The sequence below is a fragment of the uncultured Victivallis sp. genome (assembly GCA_944389935.1).
Lineage (GTDB): Bacteria > Verrucomicrobiota > Lentisphaeria > Victivallales > Victivallaceae > Victivallis.
Genome location: CALXOE010000026.1, coordinates 14,466 through 30,140, shown reverse-complemented (window position 1 = coordinate 30,140; position 15,675 = coordinate 14,466). Strand labels below are relative to the sequence as shown.

At 58.4% G+C, this 15,675-nt stretch carries 15 protein-coding genes; 7 read left to right on the top strand and 8 right to left on the bottom strand.

What is annotated here, in order from left to right; genetic code table 11:
- Nucleotides 1-100 precede the first annotated feature (100 nt).
- The gene (locus Q0J85_RS09175) at nucleotides 101-523 is read right to left on the bottom strand and encodes an EamA family transporter (protein ID WP_294480647.1); all 423 of its coding nucleotides are present in this window, start codon (nucleotides 521-523) and stop codon (nucleotides 101-103) included.
- Between the two features lie 37 nt (nucleotides 524-560).
- Entirely contained in the window at nucleotides 561-860 is a 300-nt protein-coding gene (locus Q0J85_RS09170) for a glycogen-binding domain-containing protein (RefSeq protein WP_294480644.1), read from the bottom strand.
- Nucleotides 861-1,146: 286 nt separating this feature from the next.
- On the opposite strand from Q0J85_RS09170, the gene Q0J85_RS09165 reads away from it, so the two are divergent.
- A complete protein-coding gene (locus Q0J85_RS09165; protein ID WP_294480641.1) occupies nucleotides 1,147-3,444 on the top strand; it encodes a hypothetical protein in 2,298 nt (765 codons plus the stop codon).
- On the opposite strand, the gene nfo is transcribed toward Q0J85_RS09165, so the two are convergent.
- Nucleotides 3,401-4,267 (bottom strand): deoxyribonuclease IV, encoded by an 867-nt coding sequence (gene nfo, locus Q0J85_RS09160; RefSeq protein ID WP_294480640.1) that lies wholly within the window; start codon nucleotides 4,265-4,267, stop codon nucleotides 3,401-3,403. The genes Q0J85_RS09165 and nfo overlap by 44 nt on opposite strands.
- Before the next feature lie 126 nt (nucleotides 4,268-4,393).
- Between nfo and Q0J85_RS09155 the strand changes: the two genes are divergently transcribed.
- Genes Q0J85_RS09155 through Q0J85_RS09145 form a run of 3 tightly spaced genes read left to right on the top strand, consistent with a single transcriptional unit; the run spans nucleotide 4,394 to nucleotide 8,144 of the window.
- Nucleotides 4,394-5,452: a lysylphosphatidylglycerol synthase transmembrane domain-containing protein gene (locus Q0J85_RS09155; RefSeq protein WP_294480637.1), complete on the top strand. Its 1,059-nt coding sequence runs from the start codon at nucleotides 4,394-4,396 to the stop codon at nucleotides 5,450-5,452.
- On the top strand, nucleotides 5,445-6,878 hold the full coding sequence (locus tag Q0J85_RS09150) for a methylenetetrahydrofolate reductase C-terminal domain-containing protein (RefSeq protein ID WP_294480635.1): 1,434 nt from the start codon (nucleotides 5,445-5,447) through the stop codon (nucleotides 6,876-6,878). Before Q0J85_RS09155 ends, Q0J85_RS09150 begins: the two co-directional genes overlap by 8 nt.
- A gap of 33 nt (nucleotides 6,879-6,911) precedes the next feature.
- Nucleotides 6,912-8,144, top strand: coding sequence for a DUF1015 family protein (locus Q0J85_RS09145; protein ID WP_294480633.1), 1,233 nt, complete (start codon nucleotides 6,912-6,914; stop codon nucleotides 8,142-8,144).
- Nucleotides 8,145-8,177: 33 nt separating this feature from the next.
- On the opposite strand, the gene Q0J85_RS09140 is transcribed toward Q0J85_RS09145, so the two are convergent.
- A complete protein-coding gene (locus Q0J85_RS09140) occupies nucleotides 8,178-8,960 on the bottom strand; it encodes an AraC family transcriptional regulator (RefSeq protein ID WP_294480631.1) in 783 nt (260 codons plus the stop codon).
- Nucleotides 8,961-9,101: 141 nt separating this feature from the next.
- Between Q0J85_RS09140 and Q0J85_RS09135 the strand changes: the two genes are divergently transcribed.
- A complete protein-coding gene (locus tag Q0J85_RS09135) occupies nucleotides 9,102-9,860 on the top strand; it encodes a sugar phosphate isomerase/epimerase (RefSeq protein ID WP_294480628.1) in 759 nt (252 codons plus the stop codon).
- A 47-nt stretch (nucleotides 9,861-9,907) separates the two neighbouring features.
- Nucleotides 9,908-11,044, top strand: a complete 1,137-nt coding sequence (locus tag Q0J85_RS09130; protein ID WP_294480625.1) for a Gfo/Idh/MocA family oxidoreductase — start codon at nucleotides 9,908-9,910, stop codon at nucleotides 11,042-11,044.
- A gap of 130 nt (nucleotides 11,045-11,174) precedes the next feature.
- Here the strand turns inward: Q0J85_RS09130 and Q0J85_RS09125 are convergent, their stop codons facing one another.
- Together Q0J85_RS09125 and Q0J85_RS09120 are read right to left on the bottom strand one after the other, a co-directional pair.
- Entirely contained in the window at nucleotides 11,175-12,419 is a 1,245-nt protein-coding gene (locus tag Q0J85_RS09125) for a peptidylprolyl isomerase (protein ID WP_294480622.1), read from the bottom strand.
- Nucleotides 12,420-12,637: 218 nt separating this feature from the next.
- On the bottom strand, nucleotides 12,638-13,966 hold the full coding sequence (locus Q0J85_RS09120; RefSeq protein ID WP_294480619.1) for an alpha-amylase family glycosyl hydrolase: 1,329 nt from the start codon (nucleotides 13,964-13,966) through the stop codon (nucleotides 12,638-12,640).
- A gap of 115 nt (nucleotides 13,967-14,081) precedes the next feature.
- Between Q0J85_RS09120 and Q0J85_RS09115 the strand changes: the two genes are divergently transcribed.
- Entirely contained in the window at nucleotides 14,082-14,903 is an 822-nt protein-coding gene (locus Q0J85_RS09115; protein WP_294480616.1) for an AraC family transcriptional regulator, read from the top strand.
- A 97-nt stretch (nucleotides 14,904-15,000) separates the two neighbouring features.
- Here Q0J85_RS09115 and Q0J85_RS09110 read toward each other — a convergent pair whose 3' ends face one another.
- A complete protein-coding gene (locus Q0J85_RS09110) occupies nucleotides 15,001-15,309 on the bottom strand; it encodes a hypothetical protein (protein ID WP_294480614.1) in 309 nt (102 codons plus the stop codon).
- A 29-nt stretch (nucleotides 15,310-15,338) separates the two neighbouring features.
- Nucleotides 15,339-15,581, bottom strand: a complete 243-nt coding sequence (locus Q0J85_RS09105; RefSeq protein ID WP_294480612.1) for a hypothetical protein — start codon at nucleotides 15,579-15,581, stop codon at nucleotides 15,339-15,341.
- Nucleotides 15,582-15,675 lie beyond the last annotated feature (94 nt).

Below are 15,675 nucleotides of genomic sequence, written 5' to 3'. Positions count from 1 at the left end.
TCTATCAATATTATAGCAAAGTTCTATAACGATGTCAATAGCCGGAAGAATTTTTTTGGAATTTTTTTTGGAAAAAAAGTCGATCCGTGGAGAATTTTACTTATTTTCCGGGAAGGAGAATCACGAGAGTGCCCGCCAGAATCAGCGCGCCGCCGGCGATGCCGCGCCAGCCGGGATGTTCGCCGAGCAGAACAATCCCGAGTACGATCGTGATCGCCACGCTGAGCTTGTCAATGGGTGCAACCAGAGAGGCGGGTCCCCCCTGAAGCGCCTTGAAGTAGAAGAGCCATGAAAGTCCGGTCGCGATTCCGGAGAGAATGAGAAACATCACGCAGCGCTGCGAAACATCACGGATTCCGGCCGCAGTCCCGCTCACGAGCACGATTCCCCATGTGATGATGAGAATCACCGTCGTGCGGATCGCCGTCGCCAGATTCGAGTCGACGCCGTCCACCCCTTTTTTGGCGAGAATCGCAGTCAGCGCCGCAAATACCGCCGAAAGCACCGCATAAAGTTTCCACATGGCCGCTTCTGCGCGGAAATCACCCCGCGTTCCGAAATCAGTTCACCACCAGAACGCTGTTCAGCGTCCCGAAATCGTTGGGTGCGAAATTCGGATTTTCGTCGTCGAGAATCCAGAGATCCTCGAGGACGAATTTATACTCGTAGGAGCCCGGAGCAAGCGTAATCCGGCAGATGTAATGCCCGTCCCCGGACGGATCGCTCATCGGTGCCGCTTCCGGATCCCAGTCGTTGAAGGAACCGGCGACAAAGACTTTCAGCCCCGGTTTCGCCGTCACGGAAAATTCGCAGACCCGTCCGGCGGTCGCGTCTTTTTCGCCATCAAGCAGTTTCACCATCCCTGTTTTTCTCCATCAGTCGAGTTCCTCCGGCAACCTTACCGCGGAGGCCGGCATCCATCTTCTCACACCCACTTATATCAATATACATCCATCCGCCGCTTTTCGCAACCCGGATTAGTTAAGAAAACAAAACTATTTTCCCGCGCGGGGAACGGGGAAAATATTCCGGACGGCTTTTTTTTGATCTTTTTTTCTTCCGGGGATGGTTTCCGTCATTTTTTACAGTATATTTGATACAAGAGACGATCGAGATCAAACAACCGCAGGGAAAGGCTGCGCAATCATGCAGGACATCGCCAGAAAAACAGCGCCGTACCAACTGGAATTCCGCCGGATCGGCGGTTCCTATCAGGCTCTCATCCGGAATGCCGAGGATCTCAAACTGCTCCTCGCGCTCGATGAGGCACACTGGGCGCTGAACAGCATCAGCGTGACCTCCATGCGCTGCGATGAGCAGTTCCTCGCATTTCTCGACGATGACCTCAACGGGCAGATCCGGACCGAGGAGGTGAAACGCGCCGTTCTCTGGTTTCTCGGGCTGCTCCGCGATTTTCGCGGCTTTGAAGAGGGAAGCGATACTCTGCTGCTTTCCGCCATCAACGACTCGACGCCGGAGGGCGGGCGGCTGCTCGACGCTGCGAGACTCGTCCTCACGAATCTCGGAGCGGAGGAACTCGACCGGATCACTCTCGCGCAGATCCGCAACGACAAGGAGATCATCGCCTGTGCGCGCCGCAACGGCGACGGAGTCATCCCGCCCGAATCGGCCGACACCCCCGAAGCAGCCGAACTCATCGAAGTGGCCATGAAAGCATTCGGCAGCATCCGGGATGCCAGCGGCAGCGAGGGGATCGATGGAACCATCCTCGACTCGTTTGCGACCGCAGCCACCGCATATCTGCAGTGGGCCGACGCCCCGGCAGCATCCCCGGAAACGCTCCTCCCGTTCGGTGATGATACCGCAGCCGCCTATGAAAAGTACAGGGCCGTCGCAACAGAAGTCGACAACTACTTCATCGCCTGCGAAGCGCTCAATTTCAGTTCGGAATCCACGCGGAGACTCGGCAAGGTCGAAAACACAATCGACCCGTTGAACAACCCCGCCATCCGCGACTTCTTCTCCTCGGCTCCGCCGGCGGAACCGAACCGGGAGGAGGTGCTCGATTTCTCGACCCGTCTCAATCCCCTGCAGCATGATGCGCTGCGGGCGTTTGCTGAAGACGTTCATCTCAAACAATTTCTGGACGGATCCAAACTGTCGGCGCAGAAGTGGGTGGAGATCAGAGAGAAGTTCGCGCCCTATGCTTCCTGGCTCGCCTCGCGCCCGGAAGATCACTCCGGAGGAGCCGATCTCGAAACTCTCCGGCGGCTGACTGAGCCGGAACGGATCGCCCAGCTGCGCGAAATGATAGAAGCCGACCTTGCCGTCGCTCCGAGAATCGGCGCGTGCAATCAGCTCCACAAGTTGATTCTGTTTCAAAACTGCCTCAAGGAGTTTCTGAACAACTTTGTGAATCTGAGCTGCCTCTTCAATCCTGAAACGCCATCGCTGCTGCAGGCCGGGAAACTCGTCATGGACGGAATGTGTCTCTCTCTCTGCACGACCGTGCAGAACCCCGCCGAACATAAAAACATCGTCCAGCGCAGCAACATCTGCGTGATCTATCTCGACGCCAGAACCGGGGCTCCCGACGCGGCCAGAACCATGAAACTCGCGGTCGCCGTCACGAGCCGGAACATCAACAACTTCTTCATCGGCAAACACGGAATCTTCTTCGCGCCCGACGGCGCGCTCTGGGATGCGAAGATCACCGATCTCGTGCAGCAGCCGGTTTCGATTTCCGAAGCTTTGCGCATGCCGTTCTACAAATTCGGGGAATTCATCTCCAATCTGGCCGATCGCTTCTTCTCAACCAAAAGTCAGGACGCGCAGAAACAGCTCGAAGTGAACCTCAACTCCGCCGCGACGGCCGCGACCACCCCCGGCGCCCTCCCGGGCAGCGCGACCGGAGCCCCCGCAGCGCAGGCGAAACCTCAGACTCCGGCGGTTTCCGGCTCCATGATGCTCATGGGCAGCGGGATCGGAATCGCGGCGATCGGCAGTTCCATCGCTTTCATCGTCAAACAACTTGCGCACGTCTCGATCTGGAACGTCCTGGCTGTTCTGCTCGGGATCATCCTCATCTTCGGCGGACCGGTTGTGGTGGTTTCCCTTGTCAAACTCTACCGGCGAAATCTCTCCCGCTTTCTGGAAGCGAATGGAGTTGCGGTCAATCGCCGGATGCGGCTCAGCCGCAGGATGGGAACCATCTTCACCTACGTGCCGAAACTCCCCAGGGCCACCTTTTTGAAGCGTGATCTGGTCAATTACTTCAGCCACCCGATCAGCAACTGGCCATTGCGGATTCTGCTGATTCTGCTTCTGGCCGCGCTGTGCGCCTGGGGCGGATACTGGGGATTCCGCTGGATGACCAGATCCAAATCCGATCCGGAATCCCGCCGGACGCCCGGGGAAACGACGGCCGTAGAAAAGCAATCTAGTTTGCCGCAGCAGGAGGAACCGCGCCCGCAAACTCCTTGAGCATGGCGATCTCCGCGGCCCAGATCTCTTCGTTCGGCGTCTCGAGAATCAGAGGAATGCCGTCGAAACGTTCATCCTGCATGAGCCGACGGAAAAACTCGAGTCCGAGCTCCCCCGCCCCGATGCTGTTATGGCGGTCGAGGCGGCCGCCGAGCACGCTTTTTGAATCGTTCAGGTGCATTCCCTGCAGATATTGAAAACCGATCAACCGCTCGAATTCCGCAAACGTCCTCTCGTACCCCTCGGGAGTTTTGAGGTCGTATCCGGCCGCATAGGAGTGGCAGGTGTCGATGCAGACGCCGACCCGTCCGGGACGATCGACCAGTTCGAGCATCTCGGCGATCTGCTCGAACGCGAATCCGACGTTCGTCCCCTGCCCTGCCGTATTCTCGAAGACGGCCGTCACGCCGGGAACGGTATCGACCGCCTCGCGAACGCTCGCGGCGATGAGGCGGAGCTCCTCTTCGAGCGTCACCTCTTTCAGATGGCTGCCGGGGTGAAAGTTCAGCTTCACAAGCCCGAGTTCGCGACAGCGGGCAAGTTCATCGACGAACGCCGCAAGCGAACGTTTCCGCTTCTCCGGATCAGGCTGCCCGAGGTTGATAAGGTAGGTATCGTGGGGGAGAATCTGCTCCGGACGATAACCGAACGCCTCGCAATTCGCCCGGAACGCCGCGATCGACTCCGGGGAGAGCGGCGGGGCGCTCCACTGGCGCTGATTTTTCGTAAACATGGCGAATGCGGTCGCCCCGAGCCTGTGCGCGTTGACCGGCGCGTTTTCCACCCCGCCCGAAATGCTGACATGCGCTCCGATATATTTCATGGCTTCTCTCCCTGGTTTCCATACCGGCTCCGCGGCGAAAAAACCGAAAAAATAGCCTGCCGCGACGATTGCCGAAAAGCGGTTTTTATGCTATTTTAATAAACAATACATCGAGGTTTTTTTCAAATGGATTCGTTCGCAAAGGTGAAAAAGTTTCTCTGGTTCTTCGCGAAACTCGCGATTGCCGGAGGCATTGTGGCTTACCTTGTGCTGCGCAATCCGGAGGAAATCGCGGCAAGTTTCCGCGCATTCAACTACTGGTGGCTCATCCCGGCATGCGCGATCTATCTCGGGCATATTCTCGTCTGCGCCTGGCGCTGGTACCGCCTGACCGGAATGCTCAACGTACAGCTCTCCACATTTGAGGCGCTCTCGCTGACCATGCAGGGGAACTTCTTTTCGCTCGTGATCCCCGGCGGGGCAATCGGCGGAGACGTGGTCAAAATGGGCGTACTCTCCAAACGGTCGAAAGCGGGCAGCAAGGTGGAGGGGGCATTCACGATTCTCATGGACCGGATCATCGGCATGATTGCGCTTTTCCTGCTGGCGCTCGTGCTGCTCATCCCGGCCACGCCGCTGCTGATGAAAGTCGAGCTGCCGCAGCTCCCGCTGACGGACACAATGCGGATCACCGGAATCATCTTGCTGGCGGGACTCTGCATCGCGGGACTCGCCGCCTCGTGCGTAATCTTTTTCCATCGCCGGGTTGAAAAACTGCCGCTTTTCGGCGACCTCATGCACTGGGGAGACCGCATCACGCACGGCATGGTCTCCCGCATGACCGCCGCGACCGACATCTATGCAAAACAGTGGAAAGAGCTCGCCGTTCTCACGATCGTGAGCATCTTCTTTGTTCATCTGATGACCGTGGCGGCATTCAGCTGCATCATGGCCGGACTCGGGATCACGGTTCCCGTGCTCACGCTCGTCACGGCCGTAACGATCGGCAACATCGCCGGACTTATCCCGCTGTGCCCGGGCGGCATCGGAGGCCGCGACGTTGTGATCATCACGATTCTCGCCGCCGGAGGGGTCGCCATCGGCGACGCCAAAACCGGACAGCTGCTTTATACGGCAACGGTACTCTTCTTCAACCTCCTGGGCGGCGTGTTCTTCCTGTTCGATCCCGGCAGAAAAACCACGGAGGAGACCTTGAAAAAAGAACTGGAGGCCTCAAATGGGTGATCAGATGGAATCTGTGACTCCTCCGGGGAATCGTTTCCGCAACGCGCTCAGCAACGGGGAGTTCGTGCTTCTGGTGGAGAGTTCCTCGCCGAGTCTGTCGAACGATCCGATCGCGGCGGGCGAACGGCTTGCCGCACTTGAGTCGGCGGTGCTCTCCGTCCCCGGGATCAATGCCGCGCTCGCCGTGACCGACCGCTATCTGAGTCTCGACTCCTGGCGGGCGGTCGAGTACGCGAACGCGCTGCGGGAAGAGAACCGCGACCGCCATGTGATCTACCTGTCCGGACGCAACACCACCGTCGAGGAGCTCGAACAGCTCGCCGACGCCGCCGCGAAGAGCCGCAACTTCAATATCGTGCCGGTCAGCGGGAACTGCATTCCGGGAGACACGGTGCGCGAATGCCGCAAACGCATTTTCACCGAGAGCGTCGAGATCATCCGCGGACTGGCGGCACGTCCGCAGCCGTTCTTCCTCGGAGGAACTGTGAACCCTTACGCCTACACGCCATACACGATGATGGGTCAGTATTTCAAACTGGTCAAGAAGCTGAATGCGGGAGCGTCATTTGTCGTTGCGCAGGCGGGATGGGACATGCTTAAACTCCAGTCGCTGCGCTGGTATTTCACCGGTCGGAATCTCTACGATCCGATGATCGCGCGGCTCGTGCTGCTGACTCCGACACTGGTCGAGAAAATCCTTGCCGGGGAGTATCCGGGAATCTATATTTCGCGGGATTTCCAGAAGATTCTGGAAAAGGAGCTGCGCTATTCGATGAACCAGTTCGAGGCCGCCCAGTACCGTCGTCTCGAGCTTCAGGCGGCCGGCTGCCGGTTGCTCGGCTTCAGCGGAATTCAGCTCGCCGGGGCCGAATTTCCGAGCCGCGCGAAGATTGCGGCCGAACGCATTGCAAATGCACTCAGGGAGTTCGACAGCTTCGACAGCTGGCTGGAGGAGTACAATTCCTACCTGGCGCGCGCGGAGATGTCGCCCTTTACGAACAGCTTCTATCTCTACGACCACACGCTCCGGCGCGCCTATCCGGAAGAGGAGCACCCGACCGTGCGCGATTTCGGCGAACCGAAAATCTCCCCGGGAGAGAAATTCGCGTTCCGTCTGCGCCGTTTTCTGTTTGAACACGCGGACAAACAGCGCGCGGATTCGCGCCGGCTGCTCAAACATCTCTTCGCCTCCTGTCGCGGCTGCGCGGAGTGCCGGCTGCCTCATACGAAGTTCGTCTGTCCGGAGAGCTGTCCGAAGCGGCTGCCGAACGGACCGTGCGGAGGCGTGAAACCCACCGGGGAGTGCGAAATCGCGCCGGGGGAATGTATCCACAGTAAAATCCTCCGCCTCTCCTACTGGGATGAGTCGATGCAGACACTCGAAGATAATATTCTCAACTCCGGGCGAAATGAATCGTTCCACTGACAACTCAATTTTCAAATAAGGAGATATTTGAATATGGCTGAACTTCTTCCATTCCACGGATTGCTGCCGGTGCCGGAACGCGCCGCGCAGGTTGCCGCCGTCCCGTACGATGTGGTCAACACCCGCGAAGCGGCGGAACTTGCGAAAGACAATCCCTACAGTTTCCTGCACGTATCGCGCCCGGAGATCGATCTCGAACGCGGCATCGATCTGCACGACGAAAGGGTCTATCGCCAGGCGGGAGAGGCGTTCCGCAGACTCTGCCGCGAGGTACCTCTCTCCGTCGACGCGGGGAAACACCTCTATCTCTATCAGCTTCAGATGGGGGATCAGATCCAGACCGGCGTGATCGGAGCGGCCTCCGCCGCGGAATACAAGGCCGGCATCATCAAGAAACATGAAAAGACCCGCCAGGACAAGGAGGATGACCGCACCCGTCACGTGATGGAGCTGCGCAGCCACACCGGCCCGGCGTTCTTCACCTACCGCGGCAAAGCCGATATCGACGCGCTGATTGCCCGGGAACTTGAGAAAGAGCCGCTCTTCAACTTCACCGCTCCGGACGGGATTCGGCACACGCTCTGGCGTATCGATGAGGCGACCAGCGAAAAACTCTCCGAACTCTTCCGCACGGAAGTTCCGGTTTTCTACATTGCCGACGGACATCACCGCAGCGCCGCAGCCGCGCGCACCGCGGCGGAGTGCACACCGAAAAACCCGAATCACACGGGGAAAGAGGATTACAACTATTTTCTGACGGTCGCATTTCCGGCCGATCAGCTCAAAATTCTGCCTTACAACCGGGTGGTCAGGACGCTGAACGGCCATACGCCCGCCGAATTTCTGGCTCTGCTCGGGGAGAAATTTGAAGTGCTCCCTGCCTCCGATGGAGAGGTTGAAAAGCCGGGCGAATTCAAGTTTTACCTCGCGCACATGTGGTATCTGGCAAGACCGAAGTTCGACGTATCGAAGCTGAACGTCATCGAGCGCCTCGACGTGAGCATCCTGCAGGACAATGTGCTTGCGCCGCTGCTCGGGATCGACGATCCGCGCACGAGCAAAGAGATCGACTTCATCGGCGGAATCCGCGGCACGAAAGAGCTTGTGAAACTCGTCGACTCGAAACAGTATGCGATCGCGTTCTCCATGCACGCGACCACCGTCGATCAGCTCATGGCCATCGCCGACGCCGGCGAAATCATGCCGCCGAAATCGACCTGGTTTGAACCGAAACTGCGCGACGGACTCGTCTCGCACAACTTCTGACGGGACGGACGTGATGCCACGGCGCCGCTCAGCTCAGCCGTTCGGCTGCTGACGGCGCCGGTATTCCCCGGGAGGCATACCGGAAGTGCGTCGGAATGCGCGGTAAAAACTCTCGAGATTCTCGAATCCGCACTCCTCGGAGATCGTTTTGATGTTGTCATCGCCGCCCGCGAGGCGGATACGCGCAAGACGCAGCCGGTAATTCAGCAGATACTGGTGCGGACTCACGCCGAGATGCTTGTGAAAGAGCGCGTAGAGATACGGTTCGCTCACGCCGGAGCGCTGCGCCAGATCCCGCACAGAAAAAGTCAAAGCCGACGCCTCCCGGAGCACTGCGAGCGCCCTGGCCAGCGGTTTCGGATAAGCGGCTGCGGCGCTGTGGCGGTTGTAGATGTAACTCTCCCAGAAAAGCCGCCGATGGACGTATTCGCAAAGGTAGGTGCGGTCGATGGTTTCGTCATGAAAGCGGCTCACAACCTCATCCACGAATCGATCGAGTTCGGCCTCATTGCTCCAACCGGTCACGCGCGGAACGGAACGCCGGTTCTCCGCTACGCGAAAGCGGATCGCGAGGCAGCGGTACGGGTCGTCAGGGGGGGATCGGAAGATCGTGTACTCCCCGGCGATGTGCCAGAATATCGTTCCGCGCTCAAACTCGCGGACCTCGCCGTCCAGCTCAAAATAGACGCGGCCGCCGATCATCACCTCGACAACCTCGGTCCCCGGAACGGTCTCGACGGGCCGGATCGGCCGGTTTGCCGGAGCGAGGAAAATACTCGCCCCGAGCAGCTCCAGAGGCCGGTTGATTCCCTGCATATTTCAGCTCCTTGCGATAAGCGGTAAAAAAAAAATAGGTTTGGTAAATTGCCAAACGCTTTTCCACGCTATAAAATATATTGGCGTTTGCATTTTTTACAATTCCCAATCGATAAAAAAACAAAATTAAGGAGTCGGAAAATGTTTCAGACAGCGGTGCAGCTCTACTCGTTCCGGGATCAGTGCGCAAAAGATTTCGTCGATATTCTGAAACTGGTGGCGATCATCGGATTCAAGGGCGTGGAACCGGCCGGCTTTTTCGATCTGAAGCCGAGGGAATTCAAAAAGATCGTGAATGACCTCGGGATGGAGGTCTGCTCGGCCCACGGCCCGTGGTGCCGCTCGGCGGAACAGATTCCGGAGATCGTCGACACGCTCGGGGAACTCGGACTCTCCACCTGTGTCTGCGGCTTCGGCCCGAATGAATTCAAGGACATGGATTCGATCAAGCGCACGGCGGAGATGACCTCCGACTGGCAGGAGAAGCTCGAAAAACAGGGAATCACGCTCTTCCAGCACAATCATGCGTTTGAGTTCGATCTGGTCGACGGGCGGATCGCCTACGACATCTACGCCGAACTCTGCCCGAAGATGAAGTTTGAAATGGACTGCTACTGGTCCGCGAATCACGGCAAGGTTGACCCGGTCGAAGTGATGAAACGCTATCGCGACCGGACGATCCTGATCCATATGAAAGACGGCGTGCTCGATCCGGACATTCCGCAGATTCCGCTCGGCTCGGGCAAGCTGCCGATTCCGGCAATCCTCGCGGAGGCCGACCCGAAGCTCGTCAAATGGGTCATCGTCGAACTCGACAACTGCGTGATCGACATCTACCGCGGCATCAAGAAGAGCTATCAGTATCTGACGAAAAACGGGCTCTGTGTCGGGAATCGCTGAAACAGCCACTCCCGGATCAAATACAGCATAAGGAGAAAAACAGAATCATGAAAAAAACAAAACTCGGCGTCATCGGGTGCGGAATGATTTCCGGAGCCTACCTGAAAGCGGCATCGCGATTCCAGAACATCGAGATCGTCGCCGGTTCGGACATCGTGCCGGGCCGCGCGGCCGCGAAACGGGATGAGTTCAAGGAGTTCGGCTACAACGAGAACACGTTCCGCGCCTACGACGCAAATCCGGAGGGGACGAACGAGGAACTGCTCGCCGATCCCGAAATCGAAGTCGTGCTGAATCTGACCCCGCCGAAACAGCATTCGCGCGTGGATCTCGAAATCCTGAACGCGGGCAAGCACGCCTATTCCGAGAAGCCGTTCGGCGTGAATCTCGAGGATGCGAAGAAAGTCCTGAAACTCGCCGAAGAGAAGAATCTGCGCTGCGGATGCGCACCTGACACGTTCCTCGGCGGCGGCCAGCAGACCGCCCGCAAACTCATCGACGACGGCTGGATCGGCAAGCCGCTGGCCGGAACCGCAATCGTGATGGGGCGCGGTCCGGAAAAGTGGCCGCAGGCTCCGTTCTTCTTCGACTACGGCGCGGGTCCGATGCTCGACCTCGGCCCCTACTATGTGACCACACTCGTGAACATGCTCGGCCCCGCGAAGCGCGTGACCGCTTTCACGAAGAAGTTCGACGATATGCGCGTCGGCGGTCCGGAGACCCAGCCGCCGGTCTATCCGATCAACGTCACGACGCACCTGACCGGTGTGATCGAATTCCAGTGCGGCGCGCTCATCACGATGATCAGCAGCTTCGACGTCTGGAAGCATGGCCACTGCCCGATCGAAATCTACGGATCGGAGGGGTCGCTGCAGGTTCCGGACCCGAACACGTTCGGCGGCCCGGTCCGCGTCTTCCGCAAGGGATTCGAGGATTGGCAGGATGTGCCGATGCCGTTCGGCTACACCGACAACTCCCGCAGCATCGGCGCGGTCGACATGGTCAACGCGATCAAGTCCGGCCGTCCGCATCGCGCAAACAACAAACTCGCTTATCACGTGCTTGAGATCATGTGCTCGTTCGACAAGTCCAGCGAACTCGGCCGCCCGGTCGATATCGAAAGCACCTGCGAGCGCCCGGCGCCGCTGCCGCTCGGCCTCGACGACGGCTTCCTCGACGACTGAGGATTCCGCAAAAACAGCAATTCACCCCGCGGAGTTTCGCTTCGCGGGGTGTTTTTTTATCGGAACATCCGACAAAAAAAACGCACCGCGGAAACGGTGCGTTTCGTATTGACTCGAAAGAACGTCGAAATCACATGCCCATATCGGCCGGAATTTCGATGTGGTACTTCACGTTGTACTCTTTCTCGAGTTTGCCCAGATACTCCATGACGGCTTTCTGCTGCGCCTGCTGCTCCTCCATCGCTTTCTGCATCTGGAGGTAACGCTCGATGTTGGCCTTGACTTTCTCGAACGGGACCGTCGAGGCCTGCGTCTTGAGCGCGTTGCGCCGGATGATGTGGTAACCAAACTGAGTCTTGACCGGCTCGGAAGTGATCTCGCCCTCTTTCAGCGCGAGCGTCGCCTTTTCAAATTCCGGAACCATCTGGCCTTTCGAGAAGACATTCAGATCGCCGCCGTTCGCACTGCTCGGGCAGGAGCTGTTGTCTTTCGCGATCGACTCGAAATCCGCGGGCTTCTCTTTCAGGACCTTGATGATCTGTTCGGCTTTCTTCTTCGCGTTCTGCTCGGCCTCGGCGCCCGTGCCCTCGATGGCGATCAGGATGTGGGAGGCGCGGATCTGATCGGGTTTGTCGGCCTCTTCCTTGAACTGATCCTTGTTCTCGTTATAGAACTTCTGCGCGGCATCCGGCGCGATGGTCTTGTCGACCTTGACATTCTTCAGAACTTTGTCCTCGAGGAAGATCTGGCTGGCCATCTGCTTCTGGAACTCCGGATTCTTCGCAAGTTCATCGATGAACTGATCGAGCGTCTTGCCCTGCATCTGCGCCTGCTGCGTCAGAGCAGCGAGCTGCATTTTGTCCATCTTCTTCATCTCGGCCTCGAGCTTTGCCCGGGTCGCCTCGGCACTCGGCTTGACGCCGGCTTTCGCCATTTCATCCTCCAGAATCTTCTGGTAGACGAGACTGCGGGCGAGACCCGGCAGCATCCGCTTGATGAGATCTGCCGAGATTCCCGGCGGAAGCTGGCCGCCGGGCAGGTCGCCGACCAGCTGTTCGACAACCATGTCTTTCGTAATCTTCTGCCCGCCGATCTCGGCGAGAACCGGAGGAATCGCGCTGAACGGGTCTTCCGCCGGAGCCGGGGCGGGAGCCGGTTTTGCCGGAGCCGGGGCGGGAGCCGGTTTTGCCGGGGCCGGTTTCGCCGGAGCCGGAGCGGGAGCCGGTTTCGCCGGAGCCGGAGCGGGTTTCACCTCCGCAGGTTTCTCTTCCACGGGTTTGGCCGGGGCGGGTTTCGCTTCCGCCCCAAATGCGGAAAAGCCGCCGCAGACGAGGCCGCCAGCGACGAAAAGCGCCATAATTCTGCTGTGATCCATTGTATTGTTTCTCCTTGTTGAACGGGGAAACCTTTTCCGACTGGTTTCCCGCAAACTCTTCTTCATACTGCCCCGATGCAGAGTGCATCGGCTATTTTAACATTTATACACTCTCAAGTATGAAATTTCAACCCCGGAATCCGAATATTCCTCAGGAATTTTATTCTTTCATCCGATTTCCGGAGTTTTTTTGCGGGAAACCACCACGGAAAACAGCGTCAGGCTCGCAGGACGAGATAACCATCCGGCGGCAGTTCCGCTCTGCCGTCGCACCATGCCGCCCCGCCGCCGCAATCGATCACCCAGCGTCCGTCCAGCGGAAGCGAATGAGCCTCACGACCGAAATTCACGGCGACGGCGATGCTCTCGCCCTCCCCCTCCCGCCGGAACGTGAGCACCGACTCCGGATGCGGGTTGTCGAGCCAGACGGTCCGCCCCTCCGCCAAAGCCGGAATGCGGCGGCGCAGCTCGATCATTCTGCGGATGAATGCCATACGGTGCTTTCCATGCGGAGTCGCCGCATTCGACCAGTCGATCCCGATGTACCCGCCCCCGTGAAACCGGTTGCTGAAAATGCTGTGACGCCGTGAGTCGGCGATCTCCTGGCCGTTGTAGAGGAACGGAATGCCGTCGATCAGGAAACAGAACGCCAGCGCGGCCTCGACTCCGGCACTGTGAAGTTTTTCGGTCCGGCACTCATACTCATCGTTTGAAATGTCGTGATTATCCGTACTGCGGATGAAACGGGCACCGGTGAGTCCGCCGGCGGCCTGCGATTCGTGTTCCCGACGCAACTCCGAGGCGGGTTTCTCCCCGGCCAGAACCGCACACGCGATATGCGGAATACCACAGTACTGCATATCGAACGCCGCTCGCTGCTCGAGCTCACAGCCTCCGAAACTCTCAGCGAGCATGACGATGCCGGGCTTGAGCGCGTCGATTCTCCGACGCCCCTCCTCCCAGAAGTCGAGCGGAACCTCACTGGAGACATCACAGCGGTAACCGTCGACATCGAACTCCCGGACGAAATATTCCATATTCCGCCACAGATACTCCCGCAGTGCAGGAGATGCGAAATTAAGTTCCGGAAAATGCCAGAGGCCGTTCTTGACCGCGCCATTCTCGTCCCGCACGACAAAATCGGGATGCTCCTCGATGAAAACCGCAGTCGGCCCGCAATGGTAATAGACCAGATCGAGCAGCACGCGGAGATTGTTGTTGTGGGCAGTGCGGACGAACGACTTCAAATCGTCATCCGTGCCATATTCCGGATCAATGGAGTAATAATCTTTCATGCGGTACATATTCTGCGGATTGCCGAAACCGGACTTCCGCTGCCGTTCGCTCCAGAACTCTTCGCGCGGATCGTCGTCGGCCAGAAAAACCGGACAGAGGTAAACCAGATCGATTCCGAGCGAAGCGATGTGCGGCAGCATCGCCTCCGCAGACTTCAGCGTGCCGCCGGGCGTAAACGCCCGCAGGTTAATCTGGTAGATGACCGAATTCTTCAGGAATCCCGGAGCTTTTTTCGCCGTCTGATCCGACATGATATTTATCCTTTCCAGTGTTTGCTATTCCATCCGGATGTTGTATATTATATCGTTTTCTGCTCAAAACAGCAATAGCCATAGTGATCATATTTTTAACCAATGTGATGATTCCATGCAACAGAGCCTGATTGAAAAAGCGTGGCGGCTGCCGGAACCGGAGAGCTATTTCCGCGGACTCGAACCGCCGGAGGGAGTTCCTCCGCTGCCGGAAAATCTTCTGCTTTACTGGCATGATTATCCGCATGAGCGCACGATTATCAGCACCCGGTACATGCTGATCCTCCCGGCGCGCCCGATCGAATACATCGTGAGCGGCAACCAGATCGAACTCGATGCCGACCGGGCGCTGCTGGTCAAACCGTATCTGCAGCGCAGCGTACCGGAAAGCCGCGACCGGTATGACCGGCTCATCGTCTCGTTTGAAGCTCCCGAGGAGGCGTGCTATCTGCCCGGAGAAACGGTCATGAAAACGAGCCCGGAATCACAGGCCGCGGCGGAACGTCTTGTCGATGCTTATCTCGACGGCGACATGCTGCGGGCGATCTTTGAACTCGTGCTGCTGCTGCGGGAGCTCTCGCGTCATCCGGTCCGGCGGGAGATTCCTCCGCTCTCGACGCCGATCCGCCTGGCGCTGAACCGGATCAATCAGTCGCTTGAACTGCCGCTCTCGATCAAGGAACTCGCCGCGGAATCGAAACTGTCGACCAGCCACTTCCGACGCCGGTTCCGGGATGAACTCGGGATCACTCCCGGCGACTATCTCGCCGAACGGCGCATCAACGCCGCCCGCAGACTGCTGGAAGAGACCGACGACCCGATCGGAAAAATCGCGAAAGCCTGCGGCTACGACACGATCTACACGTTCAGCCGTTTCTTCCGGAAACGCACGGGGAGCTCCCCCTCGGAATGGCGGAAATCCCGTCTCCGTACATAAAAAAAGAGGAACGACCGTCAGGCCGTCCCCCCCCGAAAAACCGCGGAAATCGTATCCGATCCACCCAAACAATCGACTTCGATTTCCACGTTCTTTCTCATAGTCTCCAACAGCACGCGAATGCCCGCGGAACCGTCCGGATCGGACAATGCGTCATACGTGAACCATTTCTGCGGACTCGGCTCGTTTTCTCCGGCTTCGGCAGCACAGCGGGCCGCCCGCTCCATACGGAGATCGTTCCTGCGGACCGGAAGTGCGACACCAGCAGAAAATGCCCGGAATCAAGCTCCCCCGGAAAACTCCAGAAAGGCTCCCTCCGCCCGTGAACAACCGCGGCCAGCGAGATCGACAACTCCGGAGCCAGAGCGCCGTCCCTCACCCAGTCGAAATTCACGGAAAAAACCATCGGGAACTCCCTTTCCTGTCAGGCAGGAATTACTTCGCGTTCCCGTTCTTCTGGACCACACCCGCCTCGACCAGCTTGTCGATCAGCTGCTGCATCGAGCCGAACATGTTGAGGAATCCCTGCGGCGGCATGATGATCCGCTGGACGACCTGCGTCTCGACCTTGTCGCTGCCCTCTTTCGGCTGAACGGAGACAAAGTCAAACCGCACCATGCCGCCGGTGAAGTGAATCTGGCCGATTCCATCGACGAAGATCTCTTTTCTGCAATTCATGTTCCATCTTTCCTTTCAACGTTCGCTGTACTCCCTGCGGCCCCGCCCCGTGCGGCTCCGTCATGAGGAGACATTCCGTCATGAAGAGGTAACT